Source organism: Glycomyces harbinensis (assembly GCF_900101745.1).
In the GTDB taxonomy this organism is placed as follows: domain Bacteria; phylum Actinomycetota; class Actinomycetes; order Mycobacteriales; family Micromonosporaceae; genus Glycomyces; species Glycomyces harbinensis.
Window position 1 is genome coordinate 1 of record NZ_FNAD01000016.1, and the last position, 16,480, is coordinate 16,480.

Genomic DNA, 16,480 nt, shown 5'->3' on the forward strand with positions numbered 1-16,480 from the left:
ACCGTCACGAGTGGGACCCTGACACCGGCCGCACCCTGTCGGTCGAGACGATGCGCCGCGACCTCGAACTCATGAAGCGGCACAACGTCAATGCCGTGCGTACCAGCCACTATCCGCCGGATCGGCGCTTCCTGGACCTGTGCGACGAGCTCGGCGTCTGGGTCATCGACGAATGCGACCTCGAAACACACGGCTTCGATTTCCTCAGTCTCCGGGAGAATCCGGCGAAGGACCCCGCCTGGCGTGAGGCGTGCCTCGACCGCATGGCGCGCATGGTCGAACGCGACAAGAACCATCCGAGCGTCATCATGTGGTCCCTGGGCAACGAGAGCCACACCGGCCAGAACCTCGCCGCCATGAGCGCCTGGGCCAAGCAGCGCGACCCCGGCCGCCCCATCCACTACGAAGGCGACTGGGACTGCGGCTACGTCGACGTCTACAGCCGCATGTACGCCGACCACGCCGAGACCGACCGCATCGGGCTCAAGGCCGAGGCCGCCACCAAGGACCCCGCCCTCGACGAGCACCGACGAGGCATCCCGTTCATCCTCTGCGAATACGCGCACGCCATGGGCAACGGCCCCGGCGGCATGAGCGAGTACCAGCGCCTGTTCGAGCAGCACGAACGCTGCCAGGGCGGGTTCATCTGGGAGTGGATCGACCACGGCGTGCGCATGCGCGCCGAGGACGGGCGCGAGTGGTTCGCCTACGGCGGCGACTTCGACGAACCGATCCACGACGGCAACTTCGTGGTCGACGGCCTGGTCTTCCCCGACCGCGAGCCCTCCCCCGGCCTCGTGGAGTTCAAGAAGGTCGTCGAACCCGTCCGCGTCGGTGTCGAGGCGGACGCCAAGACCATCGCCGTCACCAACCACCGCGACTTCGCCGACACCGGCGACCTCCGGTTCACCTGGACCGTCGAGGACGGCGGCCGCAGGGTCGCCCACGGCGACCTCGACCTCCCCGCACTCGACCCGGGCAACGCCGCGGTCGTCCCCTTCCCCGCCGAGATCGCCGCCCTCGACGCGGCCGAAGGCGAACGGTGGCTGACCGTCCGCGCCGTCCTCGCCAAGGACGAGCCGTGGGCCGAGGCCGGGCACGAGATCGCCTGGGGCCAAGGGCCACTCGCGACCATCAGCGCCCCGGGCCCGACCGGCGCACCCGCCCCCGCCGAAACCGCCGGCAGCGGCTACCGGCTCGGGAACGCCGCCTTCGACGCCCTCGGGCGCCTGACCGCCATCGGCGGCATGGAGATCGACGGCCCCCGCCTCGACCTGTGGCGGGCCCCCACCGACAACGACCTGCGCGGCTGGCACGCCAACGGGGCCCTGAACGACCGGTGGAAGGACCGCAACGCGGCGCTCCACCGCCTTGAGCACAAGGTCCTCGACGTCCGGGCGGACGACGAGGGCCTCACCGTCGCCACTCGCGTCGGCGCCGGCGGGGCCGCGATCAGCATGGACACCGTCTACAAGTGGCGCCTCCACGGCCGCCGCCTGTGGCTCACCGTCGCGGTGGACCCGAAGGGCGAGTGGGACTTCCCGCTGCCGCGACTGGGCGTGCGCGCCGCCCTCCCGAAGCACCTCGACCGGGTCGTGTGGTTCGGCGGCGGCCCCGGCGAGGCCTACGCCGACACCCGGGAGGCCGCCCGCGTCGGCCGCTTCACCGCCACGGTGGCCGAGCTCCAGACCCCGTACGTCTTCCCGCAGGAGAACGGCTCCCGCATCGACGTGCGCCGGGCGACCCTCTCCGGCGGAGGGGACCAGACCTTCACGGTCCTCGGCGCGCCGTACTTCGCGCTCACCGTGCGGCGGTGGACCAGCGAGGACCTGGAGGCCGCGAAGCACCCCCACGACCTCGTCGAGGGCGACCGGCTCCACGTCAACCTCGACGCCGCCCTCCAGGGCATCGGATCGGCCGCATGCGGCCCGGGCGTCCTGCCCGAGCACCGCCTGCTCCCGCGGGCGACCGCCTTCACCCTCGGCTTCGAAGTGACCGAGTGACCATGATGCGACGGGTTCGCGCACAATGGGACGCAGCCCGTTGCCGCGCGGACCCGTCGCATCAGCACGAACGTTGAGAGAAGGCGCCCAGTGCCCAAGAAGTCGAACGCCGAGAACGGCAAGCGCCCGACGATACGGGACGTGGCCGCACGGGCCGGCGTGTCCGTGCCGACGGTCTCGCGGGTCCTCGCCGGGAACTACCCCGTCGCCCCCGCCACCCGCTCGAAGGTGCTGCGCGCCATGCGCGAACTCGACTACGTGGTCAACGCGCACGCCCGCGCGCTGGCCGGGGCGACGACCAAGACCGTGGCGTTCGTCGTCGACGACGTCACCGGGCCCTTCTACGCCTACATCGCGCGCGGCGTCGAGCAGCAGGCCGCCTCGGAGGGGCGGCTGTGCCTGCTGTGCACCACGCACGGCGACCCCGAGCGGGAACTCGCGGTCGTCGAGCTCATGCGCGAGCAGCACGCCGAGGCCGTGATCGTCGTCGGCGGCTCCTGGGACGACGGGAAGTACCACGAGCGGATGCGCTACTTCGCCTCCGCGCTCGACCGTTCGGGCTCGCGCCTGGTGCTGTGCGGGAGGCCCTCGCTGGGCGACGACGTCCCCGCCTCGGTCGTCCACTACGACAACGAGGGCGGGGCCTACGCGATGACCTCGCATCTGCTCTCGGCCGGGCACCGCACGATCGCGTACATGGGCGTCGGCGTCGGCTTCTCGACCACGGACGAGCGGGTGCGCGGCTTCCGGCGCGCTCATGAGGACTACGGCGTGGCGATCGACGAGTCGCTGTTCATCCCCGGGGAGTTCCTCAAGTCGAGCGGCTACGACCTCACCCGCGAACTCGTGGGCGGGCGCGACGACGTCACGGCGATCTTCGCGGCCACCGACATGGTCGCCGCGGGCGTCCTCAAAGCATTGCGCGAGGCCGGGATCAGCGTCCCCGAGGACATGTCCGTGGTCGGCTTCGACGACATCCCGCTCGCCTCGGACCTGACCCCGGCGCTGACGACCGTGCACGTGCCGCACGAGGAGCTGGGACGCGAAGCGGTGCGCCTGGGCCTGCGCCGCGAGGCCGAGCAGGTGGTCCTGGGCACCCACATCGTGGTGCGCGAGACCGTCGCCCCGCCGCGCCGGCGAGCCTGAGGCGCCGGGCGGCGTTCAGGGCCGGACCCTTCGGCCCGGCCCCGTACGGTTCAGGTGACCGACGCGCGCTCAGACCCGGCGGTCGTCGTTCCGGTCGTCGTTCCGGTCGTCGTCGACGAGGCGATCCTTGGCGTCGCCGAGCTTGTCCTCGCCCTTCTCACGGAGGTCGTGGAACTCTTCCTTGGCCTTGCCCTTGAGCTGGTCGCGACGACCCTCGTTCTCGAGGCTCTCGTTGTCGGTCGCGTCGCCGAACTTCTCCTTGGCCTTGCCCTTGAGCTGTTCGGCCTTGTCCTTCGCCTTGTCGAAAGCGCCCATAAGCTCGCTCCTTTCACGAACGAAGTGTTGTGGCTTCGGGATACCCGTTCAAGGTCCGATCACACATGAGACGCTCGGCACCCGGCTTGAGCTGCGGCGATGGAGGCCGTACGGGCGCGATTCGCGCCGGAGGGACCGCCGGTGGCGGACGGCGCCGCCGCGGGGCAGAATTTCCGGGTGGCCACAGACAGCGCGTACCAGATCCGTCCGATCCTCCCCGCCGAGCACGACGCGCTCGGCGACCTGACCGTCCGCTCCTACCTCGACGGCGGCTTCCTCCTGGGCGGCCTCGACGACCCGTACACGTCGCGGCTGCGCGACGTCGCGCACCGGGCCGCCAGCGCCCACGTGCTCGTCGCGGCCGGCGCCGACGGCGCGCTCCTGGGCGGGGTCACCCTCGCGTTCCCCGGCAGCCCCCTCGCCGAGCTGGGCGGGCCGGGCGAGGCCGAGATCAGGATGCTCGCGGTCGATCCGGCCGCGCACGGGCGCGGCGTCGGGTCGGCGCTGGCGGCGGCGTGCGTCGAGCGGGCGCGCTCCGAGCCGGGGATCAAGCGCGTCGTGCTGTGCTCGCAGGAGACGATGGGGACGGCGCACCGGATCTACGTGCGGCTCGGTTTCGAGCGCGCCCCGGAGTTGGACTGGTCCCCCGTGCCGGGGGTCGACCTGCTGGCGTTCGGGCTGGGTTTCTAGGGCGTGCTTCGCCGGCGGTTTCCTTGCGCGCGCTAGCGGTTGGGCCGGTAGAGGTATTCGCCGAAGACGCGCTTGTAGTCGCCTAGGACCTGGTCGACGTCGCGGTCGGTGAGGCCGTAGCGGGCGAGGTCGTAGGGGTGGCCGGTGCGGCGGTCGGCCAGGGACGCGTCGAGTGCGCGCTGCTCGGCCGGGCCCCAGGGCGCGCCGAGGCGGCCGAAGAGGCCCGGGAGCGCTTGGGCGGCGTCGTCGGTGAGGTGGCGGTAGGGGACGTCGACGATGGCGTAGCCGGGGAGGCGCCGGCGTGCGGCGCGGGCGCGGTCGAGGCCGGTGGCGATGAGCCCCAGCCACATGCGGCCGATCGCTTGGGGGTCGACGCGGCCGGTGTTGAGCGCGGTGGCGGTCTCGGTCATGGAGCACAGTGAGGCGAGGGCGGTGGCCGGGTCGCGGTGGGTCCACAGGATCTGCGCGTCGGGGAAGGTCTTCATCAGGTCGCCGAGGTGCCACAGGTGCGCGGGGGCGCGCAGGACCCAGCGGCGGCGCGGGCGTCCGTGCTGGAGGACCTGGAGGGTCTGCTTGAGGTAGCGGTAGTCGGCGGCGCCGTCGCGGTCGAGCATCCACTGGACGTAGCCGGGCGGCTGGGCGCGCACGAGGTGGGCGATGCCGTGCGGGAGGACGAACACGTCCGCGTCGGGTTTGCCGGCGTCCATGTCGTAGACGGCGCCGAAGGTGGGGACGGCCTTGCCCATGGCGTCGACGATGCGTTCGGCGCGGTGGCGATGCTCGGTGCCGGTCAGGTCGGCGTTCATGAGTTCGTGCAGGAGCGGGGCGCGGTGGCCGTCGGGGACGGCCAGGAGGCGCTGGAGCATGGTGGTGCCGGTGCGGGGCAGGCCGGTGACGACGAGGGGCCGGGAGACGGGTTCGTCGGCGATCTCGGGGCGGAGGGCGTGGAGTTTGCGGATGCGCAGGCGGTTCTCGAGGCGATCGGTGACCTCCTGCTGGATGGTGACCCAGCCGGTGAGGGTGAGGTCGTCGATGTCGGCGTAGCCGCGCAGGAGGACCTTCAGGCCGTCGATGAACTCCTCGTCGCCGTGGGCGGTGGAGGCGGTGCGGTGCTCGGCTTCGCGGATCGCGCGGTCGATGATGCGGTCGATCTTCTTGCGGCGGCCCGCGATGGCGGGGGTGAGGACCGTGTTGACCGCTTTGAGCCATGGCGCTACGCGTTCCATCCAAAGCACTCCTTTTGTCCTGCTTACGAAACCGAGGTGAGCCTACATTCGAGTGTGAATGCGGGCCCACCTCGGTGCGGCGCAGTGTGTTGCGGGACTACTCGGATTCGGCGGCCTCGCCGCCGTCGTCCTCGGGTGAAGCGGCCTCGAGCGGGATCGCGGAGGCGAGCTGCGGGGCGAGTTCGGCGGCGAAGCGCGCGGAGAAGTGGTTGGAGTCGCGGTACATCAGGATGTTGCCCACGACCACCGGACAGGTGCCCTGCTCCATGTCGCACACCCACGGGATGGGGTCGATGACGGTGGCTCCGGTCTCGCCGACGGCCTCGATGAGGTCCTCGCGGCGATCGGGCTTGAACACGGATTCGTCGAGTTGCCCCACGCACTCGGTGGCGTCGTCGGGGTTCTCGGCGAGGCAGCTGGGCGGGTCCACGGTGAAATCGGGGTTGTCGGCGATGTAGTAGACCTCGTCGGCGACGTCCTGGAGGCGTTCGACGCTGTCGACCCAGCCGTCGATCCAGGCCTGGTCGGGGTCGTCGGCGACGACCTCCTTGTCGTCGTAAGCGGTCGTGACGACCGCGTCGGGCCGGATCTCCTCCAGGAGGTCGAACACGCCTTCCTTCCACTCGGGGCACTCGGTGTACTCGCGTTCGAGCTTGTTGTCGATCTCGGTGACGTCGGCGACCGAGCAGTTCGCCTTGCTCATGGCCAGGAGCCGCCAGCCGGAGGCCTCGGCCAGCTGGTTGAGGGCCGGGAACCATTGGGCGGCATGGGAGTCGCCGAAGAGCACGATGGTCTTCTCGCCGTCGGGGTCGCCGTACCAGCACTCGGACTTGACCTCGACCGAGTCTCGGCTGGTCTGGCAGCCGTCTACGGCGGCGATCGACGGCGCGTCGAGGGCGGCGTCTTCGAGCGAGGGCGTCAGGTTCGCCGGAACGGTGTCCACATCGGAGGCCTCGCCGAGGAGGTCCCAGACCGTGGTCTCGTCACCGGTGATCTCGACCGCGTCCTCGTTGTCGGTGGTGGGCATCGGCTGCACCGAGGCGAGGAGTGAGACGGCGAGCGCGGCGGTGATGAGGCCGCCGCCCATGGCGAGGGCCCGGGAGGGCACCTGGACGAGGGGCTTCCTCGTCCGGATGGGGTTCTCCACGAGGTAGAACGTGGCGATGGTGAGCAGGAACGCGATGCCCATGAGCAGGATGTAGTCCCGCAGGCGCGGCGATTCGAGGCCGAGGATGCGGGGCCCGATCATGATCAGCGGCCAGTGCCACAGGTAGAGGCCGTAGGAGATCTTGCCGATGTACTGCAGCGGTGCGAGGCCCAGGACCGCGGTCGCGCCGAAGCGGTGCGGCGCGCAGCCGGCGGCGATGACCAGGGCCGTGCCCGCGACGGGCAGGACGGCGGCGTACCCGGGGAAGGGCGTGCGCTCGTCGATGACGAACACGGACGCGACGATGAGCGCGAGCCCGGCCCAGGAGGCCATTGCCGCCAAGGGCCGGGGGACGCGCCCGAGCCGGGCGGCGGCGACGGCGACGAGGGCGCCGGCCGCGAGTTCCCAGGCCCGCGTGTGGATCCCGAAGTAGGACCAGACGGGGTCAGGTCCGGTCTGGGTGACGCTCAGCAGGAGCGAGCCGGCGGCGATGAGGACCAGGACGAGGGCGATCGCGGAGGCGCGGCGGCGGTGCAGGTGGCCGCGGCGCGCGAAGCGCCCGCCCCAGATCCGCCGCGCGACCAGGGCGATGGCCAGGAGCATGAGCGGCCAGGCCAGGTAGAACTGCTCTTCGACGGCGAGCGACCAGAAGTGCTGGAGCGGCGAGGGCTCGACGTCGGCGTTGAGGTACTCGGTGCCCTCCATCGCCAGGCGGACGTTGACGACGTTGAGGGCGGCGGTGGCCGCGTCGGTGGCGATGTCGCCGAGCCGGGTGCGCGGCAGCCATATCCAGGAGGCGATGAGCGTGGCCAGGAGGACGACGGCCGCGGCGGGCAGGAGGCGGACGGCGCGGCGGGCGTAGAACCCGGCGATCGAGACGCGCCCGGTCCGGTCGATCTCGCGCAGGAGCAGCGAGGTGATGAGGAAGCCGGAGATGACGAAGAAGACGTCGACCCCGATGAAGCCGCCCTCGGAGTAGAAGAAGCCGATGTGGGCGGCGATCACGGCGCCCACGGCGACGGCCCGCAGGCCTTCGATGTCGGGTCTCCAGTGGCTGGGGCGTGCGCTGGCGGCCTTCGGTTGACCGTCCGCGGTCGCGGTCGGCTCGGTTATTCGGGCGGCGCTGGAGGGCGTCGCCGTTCTGTCAGCGTTGGTCAGACGCATAGGTTCGGTCTCCGCAATGGTTCACCGGGCAAGGGTCGGCCCGGCCGCTCGGGCGGCGGCCGGTCGGTCAGGGGGATCGGTACCGGGGGGACGAACGCCGACCCTAACATTCCCCGTTTACACGGCCCGACCCCCTCGAAACGGGTGATATCCACCTCAATTATAGGGTGGCGCACCGTTGACCCTACGGGATTCCGGGCGCCTCCGGCGTCTGGCGCAGGAGTCCCTCCTGGGTGGCCGAGGCGAGGTGGAGGCCGTTGGCGTCGAAGAAGCGGCCCTGGGCCAGGCCCCTCCCGTCGGCGGCGGTCGGGGAGACCGCGTCGTAGAGGGTCCACTCGTCGAAGCGGAACGGGCGGTGGAACCACAGGGCGTGGTCCAGGCTCGTCCCCAGGTAGCCGCCGTTGCCCCAGACCGCGCCGTGGCGGCTGAGGACCGAGTCCAGCAGCGTCAGATCGGAGGCGTAGGTGAGCACGCACACGTGGATGAGCTGGTCGTCGGGGAGCTTCCCGTCGGCCTTCATCCACACGCGCTGGTGCTCCAGCGCCGGGCGCTCGCCCGAGGCCGAGAAGCCCGAGCCGCCGATGTAGCGCACGTCGATCGGGCGCGGCACGCGCGCCCACATCCCGAGCCGGTCGGGGTGCGACCTGAGCTGCTCGGAGAGCGGCGGGATCGACTCGGGGGCCGGCAGGCCCTCCGGGGCGGGGTCGGCGTGCTCCAGGCCGGGCTCGCCGGTGTGGAACGAGGCGGACATGAAGAAGATCGTCTGCCCGCCCTGCAACGCGACCGTACGACGTACGGAGAACGATCGGCCGTCGCGGATGTTCTCCACCTGGTAGAGGATCGGCTTGGTCGAGTCGCCCGGGCGCACGAAGTACCCGTGCAGCGAGTGGACCCGCCGGTCGCCCGCGACGGTGCGTCCGGCCGCGACCAGGGCCTGGCCCGCGACCTGCCCGCCGAAGACCCGCTGGAGGCCGACCTCCGCGCGGGGCCCGCGGAACAGGCCGGTGTCGATCTGCTCCAGGTCGAGGACGCCGAGGAGCGAGTCCACGGCGTCCTGTCCCACGAGGACCTCAGGCATCAGGACCCGATCTGGTGGACCCGGACCGTGTTGGTCGAGCCGGGCGTCCCCGCCGGGGTGCCCGCCACGATGACCACGAGGTCGCCGGGGACGGCCAGGTGGTGCTCCTGCATGGTCTTGTCGACCAGCTGGAACATCTGGTCGGTGTGGTCGACGTGCTCGACGAGGTAGGAGTCGGTGCCCCACGACAGCGCCATCTGGTTGCGGACCGACTCGATCGGGGTCAGGCCGATGATGGGCTGGTCCGGCTTGAGGCGGGCCAGTCGCTTGACGGTGTCACCGGTCTGGGTGAAGACCGCGAGGGCCTTCGCGCCGATCGCCTCGGCGATCTCGACGGCCGCGTGGGTGACCGCGCCGGGCTTGGTCTTCGGGTCGTGCACCAGCTCGCGCAGCGGGATCGGGCCGCACTCGGTGGTCTCCACGATCTTCGCCATGGTGCGGACGGTCCCGATCGGGTACTTGCCGACCGAGGTCTCGCCCGAGAGCATCACGGCGTCGGTGCCGTCGAGGACGGCGTTGGCGACGTCGGAGACCTCGGCGCGGGTGGGCCGGGCGTTCTCGATCATCGAGTCGAGCATCTGGGTCGCGACGATGACCGGCTTGGCGTTCTCGCGGCAGAGGCGCACGATCTCCTTCTGCACGATCGGAACCTCGTCGAGGGGCATCTCGACGCCCAGGTCGCCGCGGGCGACCATGACGCCGTCGAAGGCCCGGACGATCTCCTCGAGGCGCGCGACGGCCTCGGGCTTCTCGACCTTCGCGACGATCGGGCGGCGCACGCCGACCTCGTCCATCACCTTGTGGCCCAGGCGGACGTCGTCGGGGCTGCGCACGAACGACATCGCGATGAGGTCCACGCCGAGGTTGAGCGCGAACTTCATGTCCGAGATGTCCTTCTCGGACAGTGCCGGGACCGAGATGTTCACGTTCGGCAGGGACAGGCCCTTGTTGTTGGAGACCGGGCCGCCCTCGACCACGAGGCACTCGACGTCGGTGTCGTCGGCGCCGAGCACTTCGAGCGCCAGCTTGCCGTCGTCGACCAGGAGGCGGTCGCCCTTGGTGACCTCGCCCGGCAGCTTCTTGTAGGTGCAGGAGACGCGGTCGTGGGTGCCCTCGACGTCGTCGGAGGTGATCTTGATGCGGTCGCCCGCGTCCCACTGCTCGACGCCGTTGGCGAAGGTGCCGAGGCGGATCTTGGGGCCCTGCATGTCGGCGAGGATGGCCACGGGCTTCCCGGCGGCCTCGGCGGCCTCCCGGACCATCTGATAGACGGCCTCGTGGTCGGACTGGGCGCCATGGCTGAAGTTCATGCGGGCGACGTTCATGCCGGCGTCGATCAGTCCGGCCATGCGCTCGGGCGTGGCGGTGGCAGGCCCGATGGTGCAGACGATTTTTGCTCTACGAGTCACCCTGCGAGCTTATATCGGACGCACACTCGCACTCAGGGGGTCACCGCAGATGAGAGCTGCGATTCACGGCCGTCCGAATGCGAAAGAATGGTATGCGGAATAGAGCGCGGAGCGCCCGGCGGCGCAGCTTGCAAGCCGCGCATGAGCATATTCACTGCGCTCTATTCCGTCTATTGCACGTTATGCGGCGAGCGGTTGTGCGCTCGCGGCGACCGGTGCGGGCAGGGCCGTCTGGCCGCCCAGGTACTTGTGCGCGGCGGCCGCGGCGGCGCGGCCCTCGGCGATCGCCCACACGATCAGCGAGGCGCCGCGGTGGGCGTCGCCCGCGACGAACACGCCGGGCGCGTCCGTCTGCCAGTCCTCGCCGCAGTCGATCACGTTGCGCCGCGACCGCTCGATGCCGAACTGGCGCAGCAGCGGCTGCTCCTCGGTGCCGGCGAAGCCGATCGCCAGGAGCACCAGGTCGGCCGGGACGACCTGCTCGGTGCCCTCGACCGGCTTGATGAGGCGCTGCCCGGTCGACTTGTCGACCCTGACCTCGCTGAAGCGCATCTGGCGGACGTGCCCGTGCTCGTCGCCGATGAACTCGGCGGCGGCCGAGGCGTAGTTCCGCTCCCCGCCCTCCTCGTGCGCCGGGTAGTTGCGCACGATGACCGGCCAGGTGGGCCACGGGTCGCGCTCGTCGTCGCGCAGCTCGGGCGGGGTCGGGTACAGGTCGAGCTGGCGGACCGAGGCCGCGCCCTGCCGGTGGGCCACGCCCAGGCAGTCAGCGCCGGTGTCGCCGCCGCCGATGATGACCACGTGCTTGCCCTTGGCGTCGATCGGCGCGAACGGGGCCTTGCCCGCCACGACCTGGTTGGCGCCCACGAGGTGCTCCATGGCCTGGTGGATGCCGGCCAGCTCGCGACCGGGCTGGCCGGTCTCGCGGCCTTCCAGGGCGCCCACGGCCAGGACCACCGCGTCGTGGCGCTCGCGCAGGTCCTCGGCGGTGATGTCGACGCCGACGTTGACGTTGCACGCGAACTCGACGCCCTCGGCCCGCATCTGGTCGATGCGCCGGTCGATGTGGCGCTTCTCCAGCTTGAAGTCCGGGATGCCGTAGCGCAGCAGGCCGCCGGGGGCGTCGTCGCGCTCGTAGACCGTGACGGCGTGGCCCGCGCGGGCCAGCTGCTGGGCCGCGGCCAGGCCCGCCGGGCCCGAGCCGACCACCGCGACGGACTTGCCGCTGGCGGCCCCGGCCCGCTGCGGGGTCACGTTCGCGTCGTCGAAGGCGCGGTCGATGATCTCGACCTCGATGTTCTTGATGGTCACCGGGTCGTCGCCGATGCCGAGCACGCACGCCGCCTCGCAGGGGGCCGGGCACAGCCGCCCGGTGAACTCCGGGAAGTTGTTCGTCGCGTGCAGCTGCTCGATCGCCGCGCCCCACCTGCCGGTGCGGGCCAGGTCGTTCCACTCCGGAATCCGGTTCCCGAGAGGACAGCCGTTGTGGCAGAACGGGATGCCGCAGTCCATGCAGCGCGCGGCCTGCGCCGTCACCAGTTCGTTGGCGGCACGGGTGTAGACCTCGCGGTTGTCGAGGATGCGCACCGGGACCGGTCGCTTCTTCGGCACCTCGCGGCCGTGCTCCAGGAATCCGCTGGGGTTAGGCATTCGCGGCCTCCTTCTTCTCGGTCAGTACCAGGGTGCGCGTCATGACCTTGTCCAGTGCTTGCTTGGCGAGGACGGCCTTGTACTCGCGCGGGATGACCTTCGTGAAGCCGCTGGCGGCGCGGGGCCACTGGGCGAGCAGCTCGGCGGCGACGCCGGAGCCGGTCGCGCGGCCGTGCCGCAGCAGCAGGGAGTGGACCAGGTCGATGTCGGAGGCCGACAGCGGGTCGAGGTCGGCCAGCGCGGTGTTGGTGCGCGACTCGTCCAGGCGCCACACGTAGGCGGCGCCGCCGGACATGCCGGCCGCGAAGTTGCGGCCGGTCGGGCCGAGCACCAGGACGGTGCCGCCGGTCATGTACTCGCAGCCGTGGTCGCCGACGCCTTCGACGACGGCGACGGCGCCGGAGTTGCGGACGGCGAAGCGCTCGCCGACCTTGCCGCGAACGTACAGCTCGCCGGAGGTCGCGCCGTAGAGGATGGTGTTGCCGGCGATGACGTTCTCTTCGGCCTTGAACGGGGCGCCGGCGTCGGGCATGAGCGCGATGCGCCCGCCCGAGAGGCCCTTGCCGACGTAGTCGTTGGCGTCGCCGACGAGCTTGAAGCTCGCCCCGCGGGTGAGGAACGCGCCGAAGGACTGCCCGGCGGTGCCCCGGAAGGTCACGTTGATCGCGTCCTCGGGCAGGCCCTCGCGGTGCGCGCGGGAGACCGCGGCGCCCAGGAGTGCGCCGACCGAGCGGTCGGTGTTGCGGATGTCGAGTTCGGCCGTGACCCGCTCGCCGGATTCGACGGCGGGGCGGGCGATCTCGACCAGGCGGGCGCCGAGGGTGTCCTGGACGCCGTGGTCCTGGACGGTGGCCTGGGTGCGGGGTCCCGCGACGGGCGCGGCGATGACGTTCGACAGGTCCACGCGGGAGGCCTTGCGGCCGGGCCCGGGGATCTGCTCGAGGCGCTCGACGTCGCCGATGGCCTCGTCGAGGGACCGGTAGCCGAGCTCGGCGAGGAGCTCGCGGACCTCTTCGGCGATGTAGCGGAAGAAGTTCTCGACGAACTCCGGGTCGCCGGTGTAGCGCTGCCGCAGGACCGGGTCCTGGGTGGCGACGCCGACCGGGCAGGTGTCGAGGTGGCACACGCGCATCATGACGCAGCCGGCGACCACGAGCGGGGCGGTCGCGAAGCCGTAGCCTTCGGCGCCCAGGAGGGCGGCGACGACGACGTCGCGGCCGGTCTTCATGGCGCCGTCGACTTCGAGGCGGACGCGGTCCCGCAGCCCGTTGCGCACGAGCGTCTGCTGGGCCTCGGCCAGGCCGATCTCCCACGGGGTGCCCGCGTGCTTGATCGAGTTGGCCGGGGAGGCGCCGGTGCCGCCGTCGTAGCCGGAGATGAGGATCGTGTCGGCCTTGGCCTTGGAGACCCCGGCGGCGACGGTGCCGACGCCGACCTCGCTGACGAGCTTCACGTGGACCTCCGCGTCGCCGCCGCCGGCGTGCTTGAGGTCGTGGATGAGCTGGGCGAGGTCCTCGATCGAGTAGATGTCGTGGTGCGGGGGCGGGCTGATGAGGCCCACGCCCGGGGTCGCGTTGCGGGTCTTGGCGATCCACGGGTGGACCTTGTTGCCCGGCAGCTGGCCGCCCTCCCCGGGCTTGGCGCCCTGGGCCATCTTGATCTGGATGGCGTCGGCGGTGGCCAGGTACTCGGAGGTGACGCCGAAGCGGCCCGAGGCGACCTGCTTGATGGCGCTGCGCCGCTCGGGGTCGTAGAGCCGCTCGGTGTCCTCGCCGCCTTCGCCGGAGTTGGAACGCCCGCCGAGGCGGTTCATGGCGATCGCGAGGGTCTCGTGGGACTCCGAGGAGAGCGCGCCGTAGGACATCGCACCGGTGTGGAACCGCTTGACGATGGCCGAGACGGGCTCGACCTCGTCGAGCGGGACGGCCTCGCGGGTGTCGTCGAAGCCGAGCATCCCGCGCAGGAGCCCGGAGTCGGCGGCGATCGCGTTGACCTTCTCGGTGTAGCGCTTGAACACGTCGTACTGGCCCGAGCGGGTGGCGTGCTGGAGCAGGAACACCGTCTCGGGGTTGAACAGGTGGACTTCGCCTTCGCGGCGCCACTGGTAGTCGCCGCCGGGGGGCAGCGGCTCGGACGTCTCGATCTTGCGCTCGTAGGCGGCGCGGTGGCGCTCGGCGACCTCCTTGGCGAGGGTCTGGAGGCCGATGCCGCCGATGGAGGAGTCGGTGCCGGTGAAGTAGCGGTCGACGAAGTCGGCGTCGAGGCCGACGGCCTCGAAGATCTGCGCGCCGGTGTAGGAGGCGATGGTGGAGATGCCGATCTTGGACATCACCTTGAGCACGCCGGTGCACAGGCCGCTGATGTAGTTCTCGACGGCCTGGGCGGGCTCGAGGTCGATGACGCCCTGGGCGGTCAGCTCCTCGATGGTGTCGAACGCCAGGTACGGGTTGACCGCGGCCGCGCCGTAGCCGAGGAGGACCGCCGCGTGGTGGACCTCGCGGCAGTCGCCGGTCTCGACCAGGAGGGCGACCTTGGTGCGGGTCTGCTCGCGGACGAGGTGCTGGTGCACGGCGGCGGTCAGCAGGAGCGAGGGGATCGGCGCGAGGTCGGCCGTGGAGTCGCGGTCGGAGAGCACGAGGATGCGCACGCCGTCCTCGATGGCCTCGGAGACGTGGCGACAGATCTCGACCAGGCGGTCCTTCATGCCCCGCGAGCCGTGGCGGGCCTTGTAGACCCCGGAGACGCGCACGGCCTGGAAGCCGGGCATGTCGCCGTCCTCGTCGATGTGGAGGATCTTCGCGAGCTCCTCGTTGGAGAGGATGGGGCGCGCGAGCTCGATCTGGCGGCACGAGTGCGGGCCGGGCTCGAGCAGGTTGCCCTCGGGTCCGACGGTGGTGCCCAGGGCGGTGACGAGCTTCTCGCGGATGGCGTCCAACGGCGGGTTGGTGACCTGCGCGAACAGCTGCGTGAAGTAGTCGAACAGGAGCTTGGGGCGCTTGGAGAGCCCGGCGATGGGCGTGTCCGAGCCCATGGACACGAGCGGCTCGGCGCCGCTGGCGGCCATGGGGGCGAGGAACATGCGCAGCTCCTCGTCGGTGTAGCCGAAGGTGAGCTGGCGGCGGCGCACGGACTCGCGGTCGTAGGTGCGCGGCTTGCGCTCGGGGAGTTCCTCGAGGCGGATGAGCCCGGCGTGGAGCCAGTCGCCGTAGGGGTGCTCCTTGGCGAGGGCGTCCTTGACCTCCTCGTCGTCGACGATGCGTCCGAGCGAGGTGTCGACCAGGAACATGCGGCCCGGCTCCAGGCGGCCCTTCTGGGCGACGCGGCTGGGCTCGATGTCGACCACGCCGGTCTCGGAGGCGAGGACGACCAGGTCGTCGGTGGTGCGCCACCAGCGGGCGGGGCGCAGGCCGTTGCGGTCGAGGACCGCGCCGATCTGGACGCCGTCGGTGAAGCAGACCGCGGCCGGCCCGTCCCAGGGCTCCATGATCGAGGCGTGGTAGCGGTAGAAGTCGCGGCGCTTGGGGTCCATGGTCGCGTTGTGCTCCCAGGCCTCCGGCATCATCATGAGCATCGCGTGGGGCAGGCTGCGCCCGCCCAGGTGCAGCAGCTCGACGACCTCGTCGAAGTTGAGCGAGTCCGAGCCGCCCGGGGTGTTGATCGGGAAGAGCCGCCGCAGGCGCCCCGGCAGGGCGTCGGTGGCGAGCTCGGCCTGGCGGGCGGTCATCCAGTTGCGGTTGCCGCGGATGGTGTTGATCTCGCCGTTGTGGGCGACCATCCGGAACGGGTGGGCCAGCGGCCACGACGGGAACGTGTTGGTCGAGAACCGCGAGTGGACCAGGGCGATGGCGCTGGCCATCCGCTCGTCGGCGAGCTCGGGGTAGAACTGCGGGACCTGCGCGGGGGTGAGCATCCCCTTGTAGACGATCGTGCGGGCCGAGAGGCTGACGATCGCGGAGCCGTCGAGGTGGCGCTCGCGCATCTCGCGCTCGGCCTGCTTGCGGACGGCGAAGGTGAGCCGGTCGAGGGCGAGGCCCTCGGCGGCGGCGTCCTCGGCGGCGATGAAGACCTGGGAGACGCGCGGCTTGGAGGCCAGCGCGGCGGCGCCGAGCCCGGAGGCGTCGGTGGGGACGTCGCGCCAGCCGAGCACGCGGCAGCCCTCGGCGACGGCGTACTTCTCGACGATGGCGCGGGCGCGCAGGGCCGCGTCGTCGCTCTCGGGGGTGAAGATCAGGCCCGCGGCGTAGTGGCCGGCCTCGGGCAGGTCGAAGTCCGCGATCTCGCGGTAGAAGGCATGGGGGATCTGGAGCATGATGCCCGCGCCGTCGCCGGAGTTCGGGTCGGGGGCCGTCGCGCCGCGGTGCTCCATGCGGACGAGCGCGGACAGGCCTTGCTCGATGACGCTGTGAGCCGGCCGGCCTTGCATGTCCGCTACGAAGGCGACGCCGCAGGCGTCGTGTTCCCATGCGGGGCGGTAAAGACCGGGTGCTGAATTCAGGGCAGAACGCAACCGTGGCCTCCTTCGTCGTCGAGCACTCGCAGCAGGTGGGGGCGCTGGAGCACAACGGTGTTTCATACGGGACGACGTCGGCCCGAGAGAATGCAAAGTGTCAGACGAGTGTAATCCATCGCTCATCTGGCGGACACCATCGTCC

At 71.2% G+C, this 16,480-nt stretch carries 10 protein-coding genes; 3 read left to right on the forward strand and 7 right to left on the reverse strand.

The features are described 5' to 3' along the window. The coding region (locus BLQ63_RS21390) for a glycoside hydrolase family 2 TIM barrel-domain containing protein (protein WP_091039571.1) at positions 1-2,003 on the forward strand (2,003 nt) is incomplete at its 5' end. A 90-nt stretch (positions 2,004-2,093) separates the two neighbouring features. Beyond that, positions 2,094-3,149 (forward strand): LacI family DNA-binding transcriptional regulator, encoded by a 1,056-nt coding sequence (locus BLQ63_RS21395; protein ID WP_091039572.1) that lies wholly within the window; start codon positions 2,094-2,096, stop codon positions 3,147-3,149. A gap of 69 nt (positions 3,150-3,218) precedes the next feature. Here the strand turns inward: BLQ63_RS21395 and BLQ63_RS21400 are convergent, their stop codons facing one another. Further along, on the reverse strand, positions 3,219-3,464 hold the full coding sequence (locus BLQ63_RS21400) for a CsbD family protein (RefSeq protein ID WP_091039573.1): 246 nt from the start codon (positions 3,462-3,464) through the stop codon (positions 3,219-3,221). A 177-nt stretch (positions 3,465-3,641) separates the two neighbouring features. On the opposite strand from BLQ63_RS21400, the gene BLQ63_RS21405 reads away from it, so the two are divergent. After that, positions 3,642-4,154 carry a GNAT family N-acetyltransferase gene (locus BLQ63_RS21405; RefSeq protein WP_218125405.1) on the forward strand — a complete coding sequence of 171 codons (513 nt, stop codon included), beginning with the start codon at positions 3,642-3,644 and terminating at the stop codon, positions 4,152-4,154. Positions 4,155-4,186: 32 nt separating this feature from the next. Here BLQ63_RS21405 and BLQ63_RS21410 read toward each other — a convergent pair whose 3' ends face one another. The 6 genes from BLQ63_RS21410 to gltB all read right to left on the reverse strand — a co-directional run bounded on the left by BLQ63_RS21410 (position 4,187) and on the right by gltB (position 16,401). After that, on the reverse strand, positions 4,187-5,380 hold the full coding sequence (locus tag BLQ63_RS21410; RefSeq protein ID WP_091039575.1) for a sulfotransferase family protein: 1,194 nt from the start codon (positions 5,378-5,380) through the stop codon (positions 4,187-4,189). A gap of 97 nt (positions 5,381-5,477) precedes the next feature. Continuing rightward, positions 5,478-7,691 carry an acyltransferase family protein gene (locus tag BLQ63_RS21415; RefSeq protein ID WP_091039576.1) on the reverse strand — a complete coding sequence of 738 codons (2,214 nt, stop codon included), beginning with the start codon at positions 7,689-7,691 and terminating at the stop codon, positions 5,478-5,480. A 184-nt stretch (positions 7,692-7,875) separates the two neighbouring features. Beyond that, the gene (locus BLQ63_RS21420) at positions 7,876-8,769 is read right to left on the reverse strand and encodes an acyl-CoA thioesterase (RefSeq protein ID WP_091039577.1); all 894 of its coding nucleotides are present in this window, start codon (positions 8,767-8,769) and stop codon (positions 7,876-7,878) included. Next, positions 8,769-10,178, reverse strand: coding sequence for a pyruvate kinase (pyk, locus tag BLQ63_RS21425; RefSeq protein ID WP_091039578.1), 1,410 nt, complete (start codon positions 10,176-10,178; stop codon positions 8,769-8,771). The genes BLQ63_RS21420 and pyk overlap by 1 nt, the downstream gene beginning before the upstream one ends. A gap of 180 nt (positions 10,179-10,358) precedes the next feature. Continuing rightward, positions 10,359-11,828, reverse strand: coding sequence for a glutamate synthase subunit beta (locus BLQ63_RS21430; RefSeq protein WP_091039579.1), 1,470 nt, complete (start codon positions 11,826-11,828; stop codon positions 10,359-10,361). Next, a complete protein-coding gene (gltB, locus tag BLQ63_RS21435) occupies positions 11,821-16,401 on the reverse strand; it encodes a glutamate synthase large subunit (RefSeq protein WP_091039580.1) in 4,581 nt (1,526 codons plus the stop codon). The genes BLQ63_RS21430 and gltB overlap by 8 nt, the downstream gene beginning before the upstream one ends. Positions 16,402-16,480 lie beyond the last annotated feature (79 nt).

Bases quoted from the DNA above. Each gene is read 5' to 3' on its own strand.
- BLQ63_RS21430 (WP_091039579.1), bottom strand. From the start codon at position 11,828: ATGCCTAACCCCAGCGGATTCCTGGAGCACGGCCGCGAGGTGCCGAAG.
- BLQ63_RS21410 (WP_091039575.1), bottom strand. From the start codon at position 5,380: ATGGAACGCGTAGCGCCATGGCTCAAAGCGGTCAACACGGTCCTCACC.
- BLQ63_RS21420 (WP_091039577.1), bottom strand. From the start codon at position 8,769: ATGCCTGAGGTCCTCGTGGGACAGGACGCCGTGGACTCGCTCCTCGGC.
- gltB (WP_091039580.1), bottom strand. From the start codon at position 16,401: ATGAAACACCGTTGTGCTCCAGCGCCCCCACCTGCTGCGAGTGCTCGA.
- BLQ63_RS21415 (WP_091039576.1), bottom strand. From the start codon at position 7,691: ATGCGTCTGACCAACGCTGACAGAACGGCGACGCCCTCCAGCGCCGCC.
- BLQ63_RS21400 (WP_091039573.1), bottom strand. From the start codon at position 3,464: ATGGGCGCTTTCGACAAGGCGAAGGACAAGGCCGAACAGCTCAAGGGC.